The 17,089-nt window shown below is 32.5% G+C and carries 20 protein-coding genes; 15 read left to right on the top strand and 5 right to left on the bottom strand.

The genetic code is table 11. The annotated features are described in order from the left end of the window. The first annotated feature begins 116 nt into the window (after positions 1 to 116). The gene (locus F7O84_RS07190) at positions 117 to 359 is read left to right on the top strand and encodes a hypothetical protein (RefSeq protein ID WP_151143555.1); all 243 of its coding nucleotides are present in this window, start codon (positions 117 to 119) and stop codon (positions 357 to 359) included. A gap of 101 nt (positions 360 to 460) precedes the next feature. Here F7O84_RS07190 and F7O84_RS07185 read toward each other — a convergent pair whose 3' ends face one another. Genes F7O84_RS07185 through F7O84_RS19420 form a run of 3 tightly spaced genes read right to left on the bottom strand, consistent with a single transcriptional unit; the run spans position 461 to position 1,588 of the window. Beyond that, positions 461 to 1,066 carry a manganese catalase family protein gene (locus F7O84_RS07185; protein ID WP_151143552.1) on the bottom strand — a complete coding sequence of 202 codons (606 nt, stop codon included), beginning with the start codon at positions 1,064 to 1,066 and terminating at the stop codon, positions 461 to 463. Next, entirely contained in the window at positions 1,066 to 1,317 is a 252-nt protein-coding gene (locus F7O84_RS07180; RefSeq protein WP_151143549.1) for a spore coat protein CotJB, read from the bottom strand. The genes F7O84_RS07185 and F7O84_RS07180 overlap by 1 nt, the downstream gene beginning before the upstream one ends. A 19-nt stretch (positions 1,318 to 1,336) precedes the next feature. Further along, positions 1,337 to 1,588 (bottom strand): spore coat associated protein CotJA, encoded by a 252-nt coding sequence (locus tag F7O84_RS19420; RefSeq protein ID WP_320411219.1) that lies wholly within the window; start codon positions 1,586 to 1,588, stop codon positions 1,337 to 1,339. 166 nt (positions 1,589 to 1,754) lie between these two features. Between F7O84_RS19420 and F7O84_RS07170 the strand changes: the two genes are divergently transcribed. The 10 genes from F7O84_RS07170 to F7O84_RS07125 all read left to right on the top strand — a co-directional run bounded on the left by F7O84_RS07170 (position 1,755) and on the right by F7O84_RS07125 (position 12,127). Continuing rightward, positions 1,755 to 3,563 (top strand): glycerophosphodiester phosphodiesterase, encoded by a 1,809-nt coding sequence (locus tag F7O84_RS07170; protein WP_151143546.1) that lies wholly within the window; start codon positions 1,755 to 1,757, stop codon positions 3,561 to 3,563. Positions 3,564 to 3,573: 10 nt separating this feature from the next. After that, entirely contained in the window at positions 3,574 to 4,080 is a 507-nt protein-coding gene (locus F7O84_RS07165; protein WP_151143543.1) for a VanZ family protein, read from the top strand. A gap of 5 nt (positions 4,081 to 4,085) precedes the next feature. Continuing rightward, positions 4,086 to 5,423, top strand: coding sequence for an MATE family efflux transporter (locus F7O84_RS07160; protein WP_151143540.1), 1,338 nt, complete (start codon positions 4,086 to 4,088; stop codon positions 5,421 to 5,423). Between the two features lie 113 nt (positions 5,424 to 5,536). Then, positions 5,537 to 6,535, top strand: coding sequence for a polysaccharide deacetylase family protein (locus tag F7O84_RS07155; RefSeq protein WP_151143538.1), 999 nt, complete (start codon positions 5,537 to 5,539; stop codon positions 6,533 to 6,535). Positions 6,536 to 6,771: 236 nt separating this feature from the next. After that, entirely contained in the window at positions 6,772 to 8,223 is a 1,452-nt protein-coding gene (gene gltX, locus F7O84_RS07150; RefSeq protein WP_151143535.1) for a glutamate--tRNA ligase, read from the top strand. 196 nt (positions 8,224 to 8,419) lie between these two features. After that, a complete protein-coding gene (locus F7O84_RS07145; RefSeq protein WP_151143532.1) occupies positions 8,420 to 9,295 on the top strand; it encodes a YitT family protein in 876 nt (291 codons plus the stop codon). A 291-nt stretch (positions 9,296 to 9,586) separates the two neighbouring features. Further along, complete coding sequence (locus F7O84_RS07140) at positions 9,587 to 9,970, top strand: GntR family transcriptional regulator (RefSeq protein WP_151143529.1); 384 nt, start codon at positions 9,587 to 9,589, stop codon at positions 9,968 to 9,970. Further along, a complete protein-coding gene (locus F7O84_RS07135; RefSeq protein WP_151143525.1) occupies positions 9,971 to 10,828 on the top strand; it encodes an ABC transporter ATP-binding protein in 858 nt (285 codons plus the stop codon). A 7-nt stretch (positions 10,829 to 10,835) separates the two neighbouring features. After that, complete coding sequence (locus F7O84_RS07130; protein WP_151143522.1) at positions 10,836 to 11,477, top strand: ABC-2 transporter permease; 642 nt, start codon at positions 10,836 to 10,838, stop codon at positions 11,475 to 11,477. Positions 11,478 to 11,488: 11 nt separating this feature from the next. Further along, a complete protein-coding gene (locus tag F7O84_RS07125; protein ID WP_151143519.1) occupies positions 11,489 to 12,127 on the top strand; it encodes an ABC-2 transporter permease in 639 nt (212 codons plus the stop codon). A gap of 63 nt (positions 12,128 to 12,190) precedes the next feature. On the opposite strand, the gene F7O84_RS07120 is transcribed toward F7O84_RS07125, so the two are convergent. After that, a complete protein-coding gene (locus F7O84_RS07120) occupies positions 12,191 to 12,700 on the bottom strand; it encodes a transcription repressor NadR (RefSeq protein ID WP_151143516.1) in 510 nt (169 codons plus the stop codon). Between the two features lie 169 nt (positions 12,701 to 12,869). On the opposite strand from F7O84_RS07120, the gene F7O84_RS07115 reads away from it, so the two are divergent. Next, the gene (locus F7O84_RS07115) at positions 12,870 to 14,873 is read left to right on the top strand and encodes an ATP-dependent helicase (protein ID WP_151143513.1); all 2,004 of its coding nucleotides are present in this window, start codon (positions 12,870 to 12,872) and stop codon (positions 14,871 to 14,873) included. Positions 14,874 to 14,889: 16 nt separating this feature from the next. Beyond that, entirely contained in the window at positions 14,890 to 15,180 is a 291-nt protein-coding gene (locus F7O84_RS07110) for a GNAT family acetyltransferase (RefSeq protein ID WP_151143510.1), read from the top strand. 79 nt (positions 15,181 to 15,259) lie between these two features. On the opposite strand, the gene F7O84_RS07105 is transcribed toward F7O84_RS07110, so the two are convergent. Beyond that, on the bottom strand, positions 15,260 to 15,595 hold the full coding sequence (locus F7O84_RS07105; RefSeq protein ID WP_151143507.1) for a DUF1292 domain-containing protein: 336 nt from the start codon (positions 15,593 to 15,595) through the stop codon (positions 15,260 to 15,262). A gap of 281 nt (positions 15,596 to 15,876) precedes the next feature. Here F7O84_RS07105 and F7O84_RS07100 point away from each other — a divergent pair, with 281 nt between their 5' ends. Then, entirely contained in the window at positions 15,877 to 16,461 is a 585-nt protein-coding gene (locus tag F7O84_RS07100; protein ID WP_151143504.1) for a hypothetical protein, read from the top strand. Positions 16,462 to 16,630: 169 nt separating this feature from the next. Continuing rightward, positions 16,631 to 17,068 (top strand): hypothetical protein, encoded by a 438-nt coding sequence (locus F7O84_RS07095; protein ID WP_151143502.1) that lies wholly within the window; start codon positions 16,631 to 16,633, stop codon positions 17,066 to 17,068. Positions 17,069 to 17,089 lie beyond the last annotated feature (21 nt).

Raw genomic sequence — 17,089 nt, 5'->3', positions numbered from 1 at the left:
TCCTTTTCTAGTTTTGTGACATCAAAAATAGGATACAGAATGATACATGCATATATGGTATATTTTTGTTGTAAAAGTTTATTGATTATTAATAAGATTAAGAAAGGAATTAAAACATGAAAAAGAAAGATTTAATAAAATTTGGCTTGAATGAGGTTCAAGCAGATAAAATAGTAGAAGAATATAAAAAAGCTTTAAAGGATTCAATTCCTAAAGCACGACTTGATGAGGTGATTGCGGAAAGAAATGCGTTAAGGATTTATACTGAGGAACAGAATAAAAAAATATTGAACCTAGAACAACGTATTCAGAAAAGGGAGGAAAAGAATATGACCCTATTAAGACTTTTAATGGAATAACATATTTGTACATTGCCCAATGTTAGGTATATATTTAATATCTGTATAGAATAAGAGCATTGCAAAAGCAGCAATGCTCTAAAATATTCATAATCGTTTCTCTATTTTTTGCATGTATCAAACTCAGGGTTAAAAGCATAAAAGTTTTTTGCGTCAAGATTGTCTTGAACAATTCTAAGTCCTTCACCAAAACGTTGAAAATGAACGACTTCTCTTGCACGCAAAAAGCGTATAGGATCACATACTTCAGGGTCATGTATTAATCTTAAGATATTATCGTAGGTCGTTCGCGCCTTTTGTTCAGCGGCCATATCTTCTACTAAATCAGTAATGGGATCACCTTTTGACTGGAAATATGTTGCAGTGAAAGGAGTGCCGGAAGCAGCGACTGGATAAAGAGCAAGCGTATGATCCACATAATATTTATCGAAGCCACTTGCTTTGATTTCATCAATAGTTAAATCTTTCGTCAATTGATGTACAATAGCACAAACAATTTCCATGTGAGCCATTTCTTCTGTACCAATATCTGTTAATAGTCCACTTACATTACTATATGGCATGCTATATCTTTGTGATAAATATCGTTGTGAAGCTGCTAATTCTCCATCTGGACCACCAAACTGCGTAATAATAATCTGCGCTAATTTAGCATTAGGCTGTGTAATATTTACTGGATATTGAAGTCTTTTTTCATAATTCCACATTATTTACATCCTCCTTCCCAAGGCATCGGACCAGAAGCCCATTCCCACTTTTTCGATGGCGTAGCAGTATCGATTGTTAATGGACCAAAGTATTGGGAGTATTTTTCTAAAAGACTGCGTCTTACTGGTAATAATTCATTGATGCATATAAGAGCTTCTTCGTCCATTGGGTGCGTATCCAAAAAGAGAGTACAATCATTAATTGCAAAGCTTACCATATCAATCTTATTGAGTAGACTTTTTCTATCCATCCTATTATTGTTATTCACTTTAGCAACACCTACTTCCCAAGAAAGGCTTATTTAATTCAGGAAATATAGTACCAACTTCCAAACCTTTATCTAAATCATATATTTTATTCCAATGTTGCCATGGGACATAGCACATTGCTAAAGCAAAATCATCCAAACAGTCATGACTTGGCATAACCTGTGTTGGACTCATTTTTTGTTTATATCCGCAGCCACAAGATGGATTTGCGGTTCTAGGGTTTAAATAAGATTGTTTATTGTAGTTATCCAAAAGTAAATCTCCTTAAAATGTTTTATTTCATTGTTAGTTTATGTAGGGGATTATAATTGGTTAATAAAAGTTGAGAGAAATGAAGAAATAAAATTGACTATCATAAAAAAGATGATAGAATATATTAAGAATCAATAAATCCTTTAAAGATGTGGGAATATGTGGAATGTTATTTCTTATAAAAAATACTTGGAAAATTTTAAAAGGAAACGTTACAGAATTAGTTGTTTTTTTATTATGCTATCACGCGGCTTCCATTTTAATCATATATAACTTTTATTCATCAAGCATAGATTTTGCTTTAAAGAAAGTTGGATATAGCTATATAACAGTAGAAAATGTAATCCAATTTATCAACAATCCAATCTCAGTCATGCTAATAATAGCTAACTTTTTGATTATGTTGTTATTAATTGGTTTTGAAATCATCTGCCTATTGGAAAATTATAGGGCAGTTAACCATAATGTAAAGTTAAAAGCCTATGATATATTATTGATCGGAATTTTTAAAACTGGAAAAATAATAAAAGAAGGGAATTTGGTAAATTTAATACCTGGTTTACTTATACTTCCATTTATATGCATCCACTTTATTATTCAGGAGATTGCAAATATAAAAATACTAAATTATCTAGCACAATATGTATATGATAGTTTTCGATATAAAGAGATTCTCTATCTTATTATTGCAGCAATCGTCATAGTTAGTTTACTATCTGCATTTATTATGCCTTTTGTTGTATTAGGGGAAAAGAATGCTAAAGATGCGATTATAATTAGTTTTCAGGTTACAAGAAAAAAGGCAAAAAAATCTTTTCGATACTTAATTCAATGGAATATATTGCTATCAGCCGTTATATTAATGATCTACGGAATTGCTATAGTCGTTGCTGCATTTTTTGTATCTCTTGTATATAAAGAAGATGTTGCACTTGCGAATCTATTGATTTTATGTGATTGGTTAAAATTAATAGCAGGAATACTGAGTAATATAATTGGAATAGCAGGAAACATTGCATTTATTTATAGTACTTATCATTTGTATCGTTTTCATGTAGCTGTAGAGGAAATAGATGAACTATATGATTATACCGCAATTACAAACCATTCATTAAAAAAAGTTACCATTATGATTGGTCTATTTATGGTCTGTGTCGAAGGATTTTATAGCTATCAGATGTTAGAAAAGAGCACAACCATAGCAAAAGAAGTATTGGTAACAACACAAATAACAGCACATAGGGGTGGTGCTTCTTATGCCCCTGAAAACACAATGGCAGCACTGAAAGCCGCAATTGAAGTAAAGTCTGATTATGCCGAGATTGATGTGCAAGAAACAAAAGATAATGTAGTTGTATTGCTTCATGATTCCAATCTTAAACGAACGACAGGTTATAATAAATTTATTTGGGATGTGAATTATGAAGAGGTAGAAAAATTAGATGCTGGTATAAGATTTGGAAGAAAATTTGAAGGAGAAAAAGTACCAACACTGGATGAAGTAATTAAGTATTGTAAAGGAAAAATTAACCTTAATATAGAGATTAAAAGTAATGGTCATAATAAAAATATTGTTGAAAATGTATTAAAAGTAATAGAAGAAAACAATGCGAAAGATTTTTGTGTTATAACTTCAATGGACTATTCTTTGTTAAGTGAAGTTAAAGAACAAGAACCCAGTATAATAACGGGATATATTTTGAAAATGGCATTTGGTAATTTTGAAAATAAGATCAATGCAGATTTTCTTAGCATAAAACATACCTACGCATCAAAAAAAGTAATAACGGCTGCTCATAATTCTGGTAAAGAGGTTCATGTTTGGACTGTAAATTCAAGAAGTGATATTGAGAGAATGAAGTTACTAGAAGTAGATAACATTATAACAGACAGACCTGTAACCGTACGAGAAGTATATGCAAGTGAAAAAAATGGTGCAGGTTTTATAGAACTACTAAAAATTATAACAAGATAGGAAGAAACATATGATTAGATTATTAAAACCATTTTCTTTTTTACCTGCATTCTTAATGATATATATGATTTATTCATTTTCATCAGACAATGGTGTAGAATCGTCAGGTCTGAGCTTTAAAGTAAGTGAAAAAATTGTAGTTACCGTAGATAAAGTGATGAAGCTTGATTTAAGTAGTGAACAAATTCATTATTATAAACAAAGAATACATTATCCTGTAAGAAAGGCTGCGCATATGACAGAATATGCACTTCTTGCTATTTCGATTGCTTTTCCACTCTATGTATATGGTGTAAGAGGAATTGGACTCTTAATTCTGACAGGAACGGTGTGTGTATCCTTTGCCATACTGGATGAATATCACCAATCCTTTGTCGCTGGACGAACAGGGTCAGTAAAAGATGTGGCAATTGACTCAATTGGTATAATATGCGGAGTAATTTTTGTACGTATTGTGGGTTGGACAGGCAGAATGACTATATTTAGACCAAGAAAGAAGAAACATAAGAGGAGATAGTAAAAATGACAAATGATATGACAGTGGGCAATCCAAGAAGCCTTATTTTAAAATTTGCAATACCACTCATCATTGGGAATATATTTCAACAATTTTATAATGTAGTTGATTCAGCAGTAGTAGGTCGTTTTATTGGCGTAAATGCACTTGCAGCAGTTGGAGCAACAGGTTCTGTAGTTTTTTTAATTATGGGAGTTGTAATGGGAATGACGAGTGGATTTTCCGTACTCATTGCCCAAAGTTTTGGTGCAAAAGATGAAAAAAGAGTTCGTCATTTTACCGTAATGTCAGGTTATTTATCTGTTATAATCACCATTGTACTAACGGTAGGAACGCTGTTAGGAATTGATAGCATACTACGATTAATGAAGACACCTGATGACATCTTTGCAGATTCAAGTTTGTATATAAAAATAATATTTGCAGGCATAGGAATAACTATGCTATATAATATGCTTTCGGCTATACTTAGGGCAATAGGAGATAGTAAGACACCATTGATATTCTTAGCCATTGCCTCTGTTATAAATGTAGTGTTAGATTTGCTATTTGTGGTGGTTTTTAAGATGGGAGTAGAAGGTGTTGCGTATGCAACCGTTATTGCACAAGCGGTATCAGCTATTTTATGTCTTGTATATATGATTAAAAAATATCCAATACTTAGAATTGGTAAAGAAGATTTAAAATTTTCAAGTAACAGTGCTTTTAATTTAATGAAAATAGGAATTCCAATGTCATTACAATTTTCTATAACAGCCATTGGGGTTATGATTATTCAGGCAGCATTAAATGTTCTAGGTTCTCTTTATATTGCAGCATATACAGCAGCTTCAAAGGCACAACAAATTGTTACACAGCCATTTGCTTCCTTGGGGGCAACTATGGCTACCTATGTAGGACAAAATACTGGAGCTGGTAAAATTGATCGTATCAGACAAGGAATGAAAGAAGGTATTAAGATCACATTAATCTATAGTGTCCTTGCAGCTGTGTTTTTAATATTTTTTGGGAAATTACCTGTAAAAATGTTTGTTTCAGGAGGAGAAAGAGAAGTTATTGATGCGGCACAACATTATTTTAATATTGTAGTGGGCTTCTTCCCAGCGCTTGGACTTATTTTTATTTATAGAAATACGCTGCAAGGTCTTGGAGATGGCTTTTTTCCAATGATAGGAGGAATTTTTGAACTAATAGCCAGAGGAGTAGTGGCATTTACACTTGCCCAATTTATGGGGTATGCAGGAGTATGCTTTGCAGATCCTGTCGCATGGGTAAGTGCATTGATTCCAATTATACCCGTATATTACATAAGAATCAAAAAGATGTCTACATGGAAAAATTAAGGATTATGTAATGCTTAAGTAATTGGATTGTAAAATATATCGTCTATGATAATACTAAAACTTGTCAATTTATGTCATGACAGGTATGAATTATATAAAACAAAGGAGAATGTATGAAGAATAAAAAGTACTTAGTTCTATTAGTAATGGCAGCAGCTTTGGCGACAGGCTGTGGGAATAAAGAGACAAAAACAATTGATACAATGGCAGAAACGCAAATTCAAGACAAAAACGACGTCACTACAGGTGAGAATGAAGTAGACGAAGTGGAAAACGGTGTAGAAGCTACAGAGCCTAACAATGATGAAGTACCTGATTCTACGAAGGAACAAGATAGCGAGCCAGAGGAGAAGCAAGAACAAGAAGAAACAAAAGAAATTGAACAAATTTCATTAGACGGACTTGATACGGAGACAAAAGGCTGGGGTCCAGGCGGAAATGTCAATGATAAAAATGTTCCGACAGGTGCTACTATGTATCAGAATAAATATGGGCATTTGGGAGCTGACTTTGTTCGTACGGATTCTGATGCAATCTTTTTAACCTTTGATGAAGGATATGAGTATCCAGAAGCGAATTCCCCAACTGGAAATACGGCTCAAATATTGGACATTTTAAAAGAAAAAAATGTAAAGGCTGTATTTTTTGTAACACTTCCATATGCAAAAACGAACCCAGATTTAATCAACCGAATGATTAACGAGGGACATATTATTGGTAACCACAGTGTGAATCACCCTTCCAACGGATTACCATCTTTGGCAACGGTTGAAGATCAACAAAATGAATTAACAGGCGTTCATGATTACCTGCTTGAAAATTATAATTATAAAATGAGCCTGTTTCGTTATCCAACGGGCGCCTTTAGTGAGCAGTCACTTGCTATTGTTCATAATTTAGGTTATAAGTCCATTTTTTGGAGTTTTGCATATAAAGATTGGCTAACAGATGCCCAACCTGATAAAACAGAAGCACTAAAGACTATGAAGGAAAAACTTCATCCAGGAGCAATATATTTACTTCATGCTGTTTCAACCACGAATGTTCAGGTATTAGGTGATTTCATCGATGCAGTTAAAGCGCAAGGCTATGAAATTCAGCCATATGAATAAGCCGATAGCCGTCAGATTAAATTCTGGCGGTTTTTCTATTGTATTTCGTTAATTTTTGAAAAGAGAGGCTAATACTTTATCTTGATGATTGGCAAAATAAAGTGTATAATAGCCAACATAGGTCGACAAGATGAACCAGCAAGAAGTTTCATTTGTTAAATAGTGTTATAGTTTGATTTTGGTTTTGCTATAACGTAAACGAAGCAGGAATAAATTGTGAATAGGAGATTTGTGAAATGAAAAAGGTAAGAACCAGATTTGCACCTAGTCCAACAGGAAGAATGCATGTTGGAAACTTAAGAACAGCATTGTATGCATATTTAATTGCAAAACATGAAGGTGGAGACTTTCTTTTAAGAATAGAGGATACAGATCAAGAACGATTTGTTGAAGGTGCATTAGAGATTATTTACCGTACCTTAGAAAAAACTGGGTTAGTACATGATGAAGGACCAGATAAAGATGGTGGAGTTGGTCCTTATGTGCAAAGTGAAAGGCATGAACAAGGCTTATATCTAAAGTACGCAAAAGAATTAGTTGAAAAGGGTGAGGCCTACTACTGTTTTTGCGATAAAGATCGATTAGAAAGCTTAAAGCAAGAAGTGGCGGGAAAAGAAATTGTAGTTTATGACAAGCATTGCCTCTCACTTTCTAAGCAGGAAGTGGAGGAAAAATTAGCATCTGGTGTACCTTATGTAATCAGGCAAAACAATCCAACGAGTGGAACCACAACATTTTCTGATGATATCTATGGTGACATTACGGTTGATAATTCTGAATTAGATGATATGATTTTAATCAAATCAGATGGCTATCCAACTTATAATTTTGCCAATGTGGTAGATGATCACTTAATGGGAATTACACATGTGGTTCGAGGAAATGAATACTTATCTTCTTCACCAAAATATAATCGTTTATATGAAGCGTTTGGTTGGGAAGTACCTACTTATGTACATTGTCCATTGATTACAAATGAAGAACATAAGAAGTTAAGTAAAAGAAGTGGGCACTCCTCCTATGAAGATTTAATTGAGCAAGGATTTTTAACGGAAGCGGTAGTTAATTTTGTTGCATTGTTAGGCTGGAGTCCAGAAGACAATCAAGAAATTTTTTCTTTGAAAGAATTGATTGAGAAGTTTAATTATCATCATATGAGCAAAGCACCAGCTGTATTTGACGTTGTGAAACTAAAGTGGATGAATGGTGAATACATGAAGGCAATGGATTCTGATACGTTTTTTGAAAAAGCGCAGCCTTATTTAAAAAAAGTACTTACCAAAGATTTTGATTTGAGAAAGATTGCCGATATGGTAAAGACTAGAATTGAAGTTTTTCCTGATATTTTAGAGTTGGTTGATTTTTTTGAAGAGCTGCCAGAGTATGATATCGCAATGTTTACTCATAAAAAAATGAAAACAAATACCGAAACATCATTAGAAGTGTTAACAGATCTACTACCTGTATTGGAAGCACAAGACGATTATAGCAATGATGCTCTATATGCTTTATTATTAAGATATGTGGAAGAAAAAGGCTATAAGAATGGGTATGTTATGTGGCCAATTCGAACAGCAGTATCTGGTAAACAGATGACTCCAGCAGGAGCAACTGAAATTATGGAGATTATTGGTAAAGAAGAATCAATCAAGAGAATTAAAATTGCAATTGAAAAGCTAAGTAAATAAACCCTTTTTAAAGTGTCTGCGAAGCAGACACTTTATTATATAATAGGAAAGATGCAGATAAAGATAGCAAATATTACCAACTGATTCTTTTCTCTGCACTCTTGATGGAGTATAATAAGGGTAGTTCTAGGAGATAAATAGTAAAAAAATGTAACATGTGTCTTTTGTCACAAATACGTATAATGAGGTTATTTGAATGAATATACAAGAAAAACGTAAAGTACTAAGAAAAGATATCTTTCGAATTCTATTGATCATTGTTGCTTCAGTTATAATGTCTATAAACTTAAATAGTTTTGTAGATGCGGGGGGATTACTGCCAGGAGGCTTTACAGGGCTTACAATTTTGATACAAGAAATCACGAAAGAATTCTTGGGATTTAAAGTATCGTTTGCTTTTGTTAATATATTATTAAACTCCATACCAGTTTTTGTAAGTTATAAGTGTATTGGTAAAAAATTTACGATATTCTCTTGTATTATGATAATTTTAACCAGTATATTTACAGATATCATTCCTTCGTATCCCATTACGTATGATATTCTGTTGATTAGTATTTTTGGTGGAATGGTATCTGGCACTGCCATAAGTATGTGCCTTTTTGCAGATGCTACAAGTGGAGGAACTGACTTTATTGCTATATTTTTATCCAAACGATATGGTATTGATGCATGGAACTATATTTTGATAGGAAATGCTGTTATTTTACTTGTTGCAGGATATCTATTTGGGTGGAATAAAGCGTTATATTCCATTATTTTTCAATTTACTTCTACGCAGATGCTTCATTTATGCTATAAAAGATATAAGAAAAATACTTTGTTTATCATCACGCAATACCCAGAAGAAGTGGCAAAGGCAATAAGTGAAACAACCAGACACGCTTCTACCACATTTCATGGTTTTGGAACCTATGAAAAAAAAGAAAGAACATTAATCTATTCTGTAGTTGGAAGAGAAGAAGTAAAAAAAGTGGTATCTAATATTAGGGAGGTTGATGATAAGGTATTTATTAATATTATCAAAACAGAACAACTTGAAGGTAATTTTTATATAAAACCAAATGATTAAATAATCTGTTATGATGTATTGAAACAAGGAGTCATTATGATATATATAGTAGAGACGGTACGTATTTATTATGACTTTTTAAAAATTCGAAAGAACAATTTGAATAATTAACCAAAATAAGCAGTCTACAACCTTGACAGGATCAAATGGATACTGCTTTTTTTGTACATAAATATCTAAAATAGATATTTGTTTTCTCTCATTTATCATTGACAAAAGCTTAAAAAGAAATTATACTGTGTATTAAAGACATATACAGTAATACACATAAAAGCACAGTTGGAGGTTATCTTGAATATAATAATATCAAATGTGAGTGAAACGCCTATTTATCAACAATTAAAAAATCAGATTAAAGAAGCAATTTTAACAGGTGAAATTCAAGATGGTGAATTATTGCCTTCGATTCGAAATCTTGCTAACGAAACAAGAGTAAGCGTTCTTACAACCAGAAGAGCGTATGATGAACTTGAGGAAGAAGGATTTATAAAGACCGTACATGGAAAAGGGACATTTGCAATATCGAACAATCTCGAATTACTCAAGGAAGCGAGGCTTAGGCAAGTTGAAGAGAAGTTATTAGAAGCGTACCAGATTGGAAAGGCGATTGGAGTAACAAAAGATGATATGCAGACAATGATGAATATTTTGTATGATGAAAATGGAGGTAGTTAAATGGATTATGTAATCGAAATCAACGGTTTAGAAAAAAGTTATACAAAAGGAAGTCAAATATTAAAGGGGATTGACTTTAAAATAGAAAAGGGAATTGTGGCAGGATTTATTGGGATGAATGGTGCAGGCAAGACCACTACCATTAAATTAATGCTTAATCTGATAAAGAAAGATGCAGGCGAGATTAAATTATTTGGCAAAGACTTAAATGAAAATGAAAAAGAGATAAAAAATAGAATCGGTATTGTTTTTGACCAAGGATATCTTTATGAAGATTTGAAATTATCAGATATGAAAAAAATATTTGCGGGAGCTTATAGCAATTGGGATGAGGATAATTATAAAAAATATATTACCCTGTTTCAGCTCGATGAAAAACAAAGAATAAAGCAGTTATCAAAGGGAATGAAAATGAAATTTTCTCTCGCATTGGCTTTGTCACATCATGCTGATTTACTAATTATGGATGAACCAACCTCTGGATTAGATCCAAAGGTTCGAAATGAATTTATAGATATGATTCGTACCTTCATGGAAGAAGACGGAAAAACGGTATTTTTTTCAACTCATATTACAACAGATTTGGATAAGATTGCAGATCGAATTATAATGCTTAATCAAGGAGAAGTCATTCTAAATAAAGAAAAAGATGTATTATTGGAAGAACATGCTTTGGTAAAGGGAGAAAAGCAAATGCTAAACAGTAGCAATCGAACACAGTTTATCTCGCTTTCTGAACGAGGCTTTTCCTTTGAAGGGCTTACGGGCCAAAAAGAAAAGTTAAAAAGAGAAATGGAGAACGCCTTATTTGAAAAACCAACAATTGAAGATGTCATGATTGCATATATGGAGAGGTAGGGATGTTATGTATTTATCATTAATTAGAAAAGATTATAGTATTGTGCTTCGAAACAATATAGGATTGTTAATAGCACAGATGTTATTTATTTTAATTATTGTTTCAACAAATCTTGGAATCATGGGATATGCAATTATGGCCGTATCGTTTGGATGGCAAATATTAATGACAGTAAGTGCAAAAGATAAAATGAATCACTCCATGTCGCTTTTGTTATCCATGCCTTTTCAGAAAAAGACAATTGTGAATGCAAGATATATGAGTGTCATGTTAGGATTTGCTTTTGTTAGCCTTTTTTATATTGTAATCGTTGAAATTACAAAGTTTTTTCATGTGTTTTTATTTAAGCCTTTAAGCATTGAAGTTTTCTTTTTAACACTCTGTGCATATTCGTTGTTTGCGAGTGTTACCTTGCCACTTTATCTTAAGTTTGAAGACAGCGTAGTACGTGGTATTTCTTTGTTTTCTATCTTAGGAGTCACCATTTTAGGGGTCCTGATTTGGGATAATACAAACATAAGATTTCTCATCGATTCTATGACTTGGTTAAAAGAATATTATGCAATCATTTGTGTGGCAGTGATTTTCTTAAGTATAACTATATCAAGAAGTGTATCTATGTATTTCTTTGAAAGTATGGAATTTTAGGAGGAGATAGTATGAACCTGATTCGAAAAGATTTTATGCTGGTAAAAAATAAAATGCTAGCATATGGTTTTTTATGTACATTTATTACGTTGTTGTTTAAACTGCTGATTGACCATACGGTTATTGAAAATGCGCTTGTGTGTGCAATAGGATTGCTGTTTTCTTACTTTAATACCATCATATCCTTTGAGGCAGAAGGAAAGTATAAGGCAGGAGCTACAATTATAACACTACCATATATAAGACAAAATATTATAACTGCCAAATACTTAAGCATATTGCTGATAAACACCTTGTATTATGCAACGAATCTTCTTTTGCTGGCAGGCATGTATTTATCTGGAATTGATACATGGTCAGGAAAAGGTATTCTATATGGTGTTGCAGGTGGCTTAATAGTCTTGTCAATCATGATTCCTTTTTTTATTCGTTTTGATTATATTAAGGCATCTAACGTAATGATGCTTAGTGTTATGCTAGTTGGAGTTTTGATTGCATTATTTTCTAAAAAAAGTACGAACTTGAATGAAATGTTTTTTAACATATTTTTAATAGATGCAAAATATTTATGTTTTATTTCGCTTTTAATTGTGCTACTTTCTTATCTGATTTCTTCAAATATATTTTTAAAAAAAGAATTTAACACATAACTGCTATGAGAACCAACAACTCCTCTATTCTTTTATAAAGGGTAGGGGAGTTGTTGTATACTTTTAAATTAGAAATCCAAGAGCATCCAATTGTTTTTCGATTTCATCTAAAATCGATTCATTGTCCGCCTCGACGGTATGAGAATGTATATCACCTCCAAGAGTCTTAAGAGGTACTGCTTTCGAGGTTTCAACCTTGTTGACAAATTTATCAACATCTCGTCTAGAGGCAATATTTAAATCCGCAGTAATATTACCATATACCTCATGCTTCACCATTACATTACGAATAAATCCGCCACAATCAACGATACAATATAATTCTTCTTTGATTTGACTGGTATCATGAGATACAGTAAAAACTCTCGAAACGTTCATTGGGGAATCAGGAAATAGTAAGTATCCTCTGTTAGTGGATAATATATTATAATTGCGAGCCTTAAGGACAGCAATATCTTGTACGATGATTTGTCTGCTTACCCCTAACTGCTTAGAGAGAGCATCCCCTGAAACAGGAGTTTTCAATTGTTGCAATGTAGTTAGAATTTGTTCTCTGCGCTTTTCTACGTCCATAAAATATTCCTTTCGTATGTTCATTATCTAAAGTATAGCTTACAAGTACTTATTTGTACATACATTCCTTTTAAAATCACTTTGATTTTTGTGTGATTTCATGTAGAATAATAGGGATGGTAAGTGAAACGATTTACTTACCAGGGAGAGAGTAAGAATTGGAGGCAACATGAAGTCTAGTCTAAATAAAGGACAATTACAAGCTGTTACCCACGTAAAAGGACCATGTATTGTAATTGCTCCACCAGGAAGTGGAAAGACGATGGTCATTACACAACGAACAAAATATTTGATTGAGCAATGTGCGATAAATCCAGCCAATATTTTGGTCATTACTTTTACAAAGGCTGCAGCTTTGGAAATGAAGGAGCGTTTTCAACGCTTAATGGGTAAAAGTGTACCAGTTTCTTTTGGTACATTTCACGCTATATTTTTTACCATTTTAAAACATGCTTATGGATTTCGTGCAGAGAACATTCTAAGAGATGAGCAAAGAGTTGAATTCCTAAGAGATATCATACATAAATTCGAACTAGAAATCGATGATGAAATGGAATTTATTTCAGACATCACAGGTGAAATTAGTTTAATTAAAAATGATAGAATATCACTAGAAAATTATTATTCGACCAATTGTCCAGAGGATGTGTTTCGAAAGATATTTAAAGAGTATGATAATAAGCTTAAAAGATCTCGTTTAATCGATTTTGACGATATGCTTGTTTATTGTTATGAGTTATTTTTGGCAAGAGAAGATATTTTAAAGGCATGGCAAAATAAATATCAATATATTTTAATTGATGAGTTTCAAGATATTAATAAAATCCAATATGACATTGTAAAAATGCTCGCAAAACCAAACAACAATCTTTTTATTGTTGGAGACGATGATCAGTCTATTTATCGGTTTCGAGGAGCAAAACCAGAAATTATGTTAAATTTTGAGCATGATTTTAAGAAGGTAAACAAGGTTTTACTTGATATGAATTATCGGTCTACACAGTCAATTGTCGAAGGAGCAGTAAGAGTCATAAAGAATAATAAAAGTCGATTCGATAAAAAGATAAACACCATACATGGTCAAGGTGTTCCGATTGTAATCAAGAAATTTAAAGATCAAAACCTAGAAAATATGGAAATTATAGATAAGATATTAGCTTATAAAAAGTCAGGCAAAAGCTTTTCTGATATCGCCATACTTTATCGTACCAATACACAGCCACGTACCTTAGTCGAAAAGCTTATGGAATATAATATTCCATTCAAAATGAAAGATGTATTACCAAATATCTACGAACATTGGATAACAAAGAACTTAATATCCTATATTAATTTGGCAACTGGTTCTAGAGAACGAAAAGAGTTTTTGCAAATTATTAATCGTCCAAAACGATATATTAGCAGGGAATGCATTGATAATATGCAAATATCTTTTGAAAATATAAGAGAGTTTTATAAAGACAAAGATTGGATGATAGAACGAATCAACAAGTTAGAATATGATTTAAAGATGCTAACAAATATGCCTCCCTATGCAGCAATTAACTACATACGTCAAGGAATTGGTTATGAAAATTACCTAAAGGAATATGCAGAATTTAGAAGAATTAAGCCAGATGAATTAATAGACACCTTAAATGAAGTACAAGAAAGTGCAAAGCCATACAAGACTTATGGAGAATGGTTCCTTCACATGGAGGAGTATACAAACGAGCTAAAATCACAAGTGAAAAATAGAAACCACCAAGAGGATGCAGTTTCATTAGCAACCATGCATAGTTCGAAAGGACTGGAGTATAAAGTTGTTTTTGTAATTGATGCGAACGAAGGGATTACACCTTTTCGTAAAGCAATCCAAGAAGCCGACTTAGAAGAAGAAAGACGCATGTTTTACGTTGCGCTTACAAGAGCCAAGGAAGAACTGTATGTTTACTCACTAGAGGAGCGTTTGGGTAAGAAGTTAGAGGTATCTAGATTTGTTGGTGAATTAATGATTAGCAAGCAGGAATTGATACCGAACGCAGAAATTATTCATAAAAAGTATGGAGAAGGTATTATTAAAGCAGTTGATAAAGAAAAATTGATTATTTACTTTAAAAAATCTGAAAAGGTATTAGTACTAGATAGCAGCTTTTGTATTAGCAATCAATATATAGAAATCAAACGCTCGTAAGATAAGGAGAATGAATATGCTAGAAAAAGAAAAATTTATTTCTCTAAATTTTTTAAAAAAAGAAACGTTTACGGGAAGCTTAAAAGGGATGAGATATCGGTTATGCAAAGAAGTACAAGATGAGAAATCTCTCTTAAAAGTTACAATTTGGCCAGAACCATATTGCTTTGAAGTAACAAACGAAGAACAAAAACAATCTGTTGTGTTTGAATTTAGCAACGAAGGAAAGGACATGGCAGTCGACTGGTTAAATGAGCAATACGAAACGAAAAAAGAAGTATGGGATAGCGTGAATCCTTACAAATAAAAAACACATCAACCAGAAGTTAATAATTTCTGGTTGATGTGTTTTCTAAATTCAATGAAATAGAATGTGTTAGATATTATTATTCTTCTATTTCATCAAATTCTTGAGAGTCAAGCAATTCATCAAAGGCATCGGCAACCTTTTCATATTCGTCATCATCTTCAATGTTTGATAATTGAGGCTCTTCGTTTTCATCTTCAGTGTAACGATATAAGAATACTTCGCCTTCTTCATTTTCTCCATTTTCATCCAATGGAAGAAGTGCAATATAGTCTTGTTCATCAACAGGAAAAATGGTAAGAATAGCACACTCAACAACAGTGTCATCGTCTAGTGTTAAAGTTACGGTTGAGTTTACGTCAAAGCCATATTCTTCGTTGCAGCCGCAGTCACAATTTTCATCATGTTTACTCATGTAATATTCCTCTTTTCATTCTATCAATAGTATACCTATAAATAACTATAGGTATTCTTAATGTATCAGAATTATTTATGAATTGCAACCAGAATGTGGATGATAATGAAAATAAGAAATAAAATTAGCCATTTATATGCATGTTTGGAATTTATTACAAATCGCAATATTAAATATATATAAAAAAAGAAAAAAAATTGAAAAAAATGTGTTGACATTATTCAGTTTTATAATAAAATGAGAGTGGTAGAATTTTATAAAATTTGAGAGGAGAAACTTTCGTGGTTAGCAGTAGTACAAGTGAAGAACGTACCAGTCGGGGCAGCTATACAAACACCAATAATGGACCAAGACAAGAATACAAATCCAGAGGCTATAATAAGGACTTTAAATCTGGTACAGGCGCAGACAAAAAAGATTACAGAAATAACAATGGCGAGAAAAGAGAATACAGAGGCCAAAATAACACGGAACGAAAAGATTATAAAAAAAGAGATGGAAATGATAGACCAAACTATAACAACAGATTCAATAAAGATGATGATGATTATGGTCAGTCTAAAGGTTCTAGGTCGGGGAATAACCACGGGAAAGATTTTAGATCAAGAGGTAATGATTCAAAGGGTGGAATGGCTTCGCAAAAAGATACGAAGATAAAAGAACAACAACCAGATAAGCTGGATATTGTTAAGCGCTTAGAAAAAGAAAAAAAGGCGATGCAAAAAAAGACAGAAGCAAGTAACAAAAAAGCGAAGGCTGCTAATGCCAGACCACAGGTAAAAGTAAAAAGAACAAATAATATTGATTGGACAAAAGAGTATGAAAATGATTCATTTGATGATGATGATATGTTTTATATGTTTTAGCCAGTTAATAGAATTTTAATATATTAAGCCGAATTCCGTATAAACAGTACGGTTTTTGGCTTTTTTTCGTATAATAATACAAAAGAAGCTTGCAGATATAATAAAATATGGTAAAATAATGACAAGACATTCGATTTACATAAACAAATGAAGATTACGAGGTGAAAGGATGGCAGGTATACGTATAGAACGAGGAGCAGATCCTTCTAGATGTCCTATATGTGGAGCGGATTACAAACAAATAGTTCCTGAATTAGTAAAGTGTCCTAGTTGCGGATTTGAAGAGAAAAGTACCTTTGGAATTGTAAAGGAATATATAGAAAAAAATGGAATTACAACTATGTCAGTTGTATCGAAAGAATGTGGTGTTCCAATAAGAAAAATTGATAACTTTTTAAGAAGTGGTCAGTTAGAAATTCCTGAAGGATCTGATATATTTATAAAATGCAAGAAATGTGGTGTTGATATACGGTTTGGTAAGTATTGCAAGGAATGCGCTACAGAACTAATTAGAGACTTATCCAATGCAATTGAAATTAAAGAAAGTGAAATCGGTGATATTCCAAGAAAACTAGAAGGTAAAATGCGTTACATCAACAAGGATTAATTCACAGCCTACCTTCTATAT

Source organism: Candidatus Galacturonatibacter soehngenii (assembly GCF_008830185.1).
GTDB classification, from domain to species: Bacteria; Bacillota; Clostridia; order Lachnospirales; family Lachnospiraceae; genus Lachnotalea; species Lachnotalea soehngenii.
Note: the sequence above shows the minus strand (reverse complement) of the source record. Positions and strands in the feature narration are given on the sequence as shown.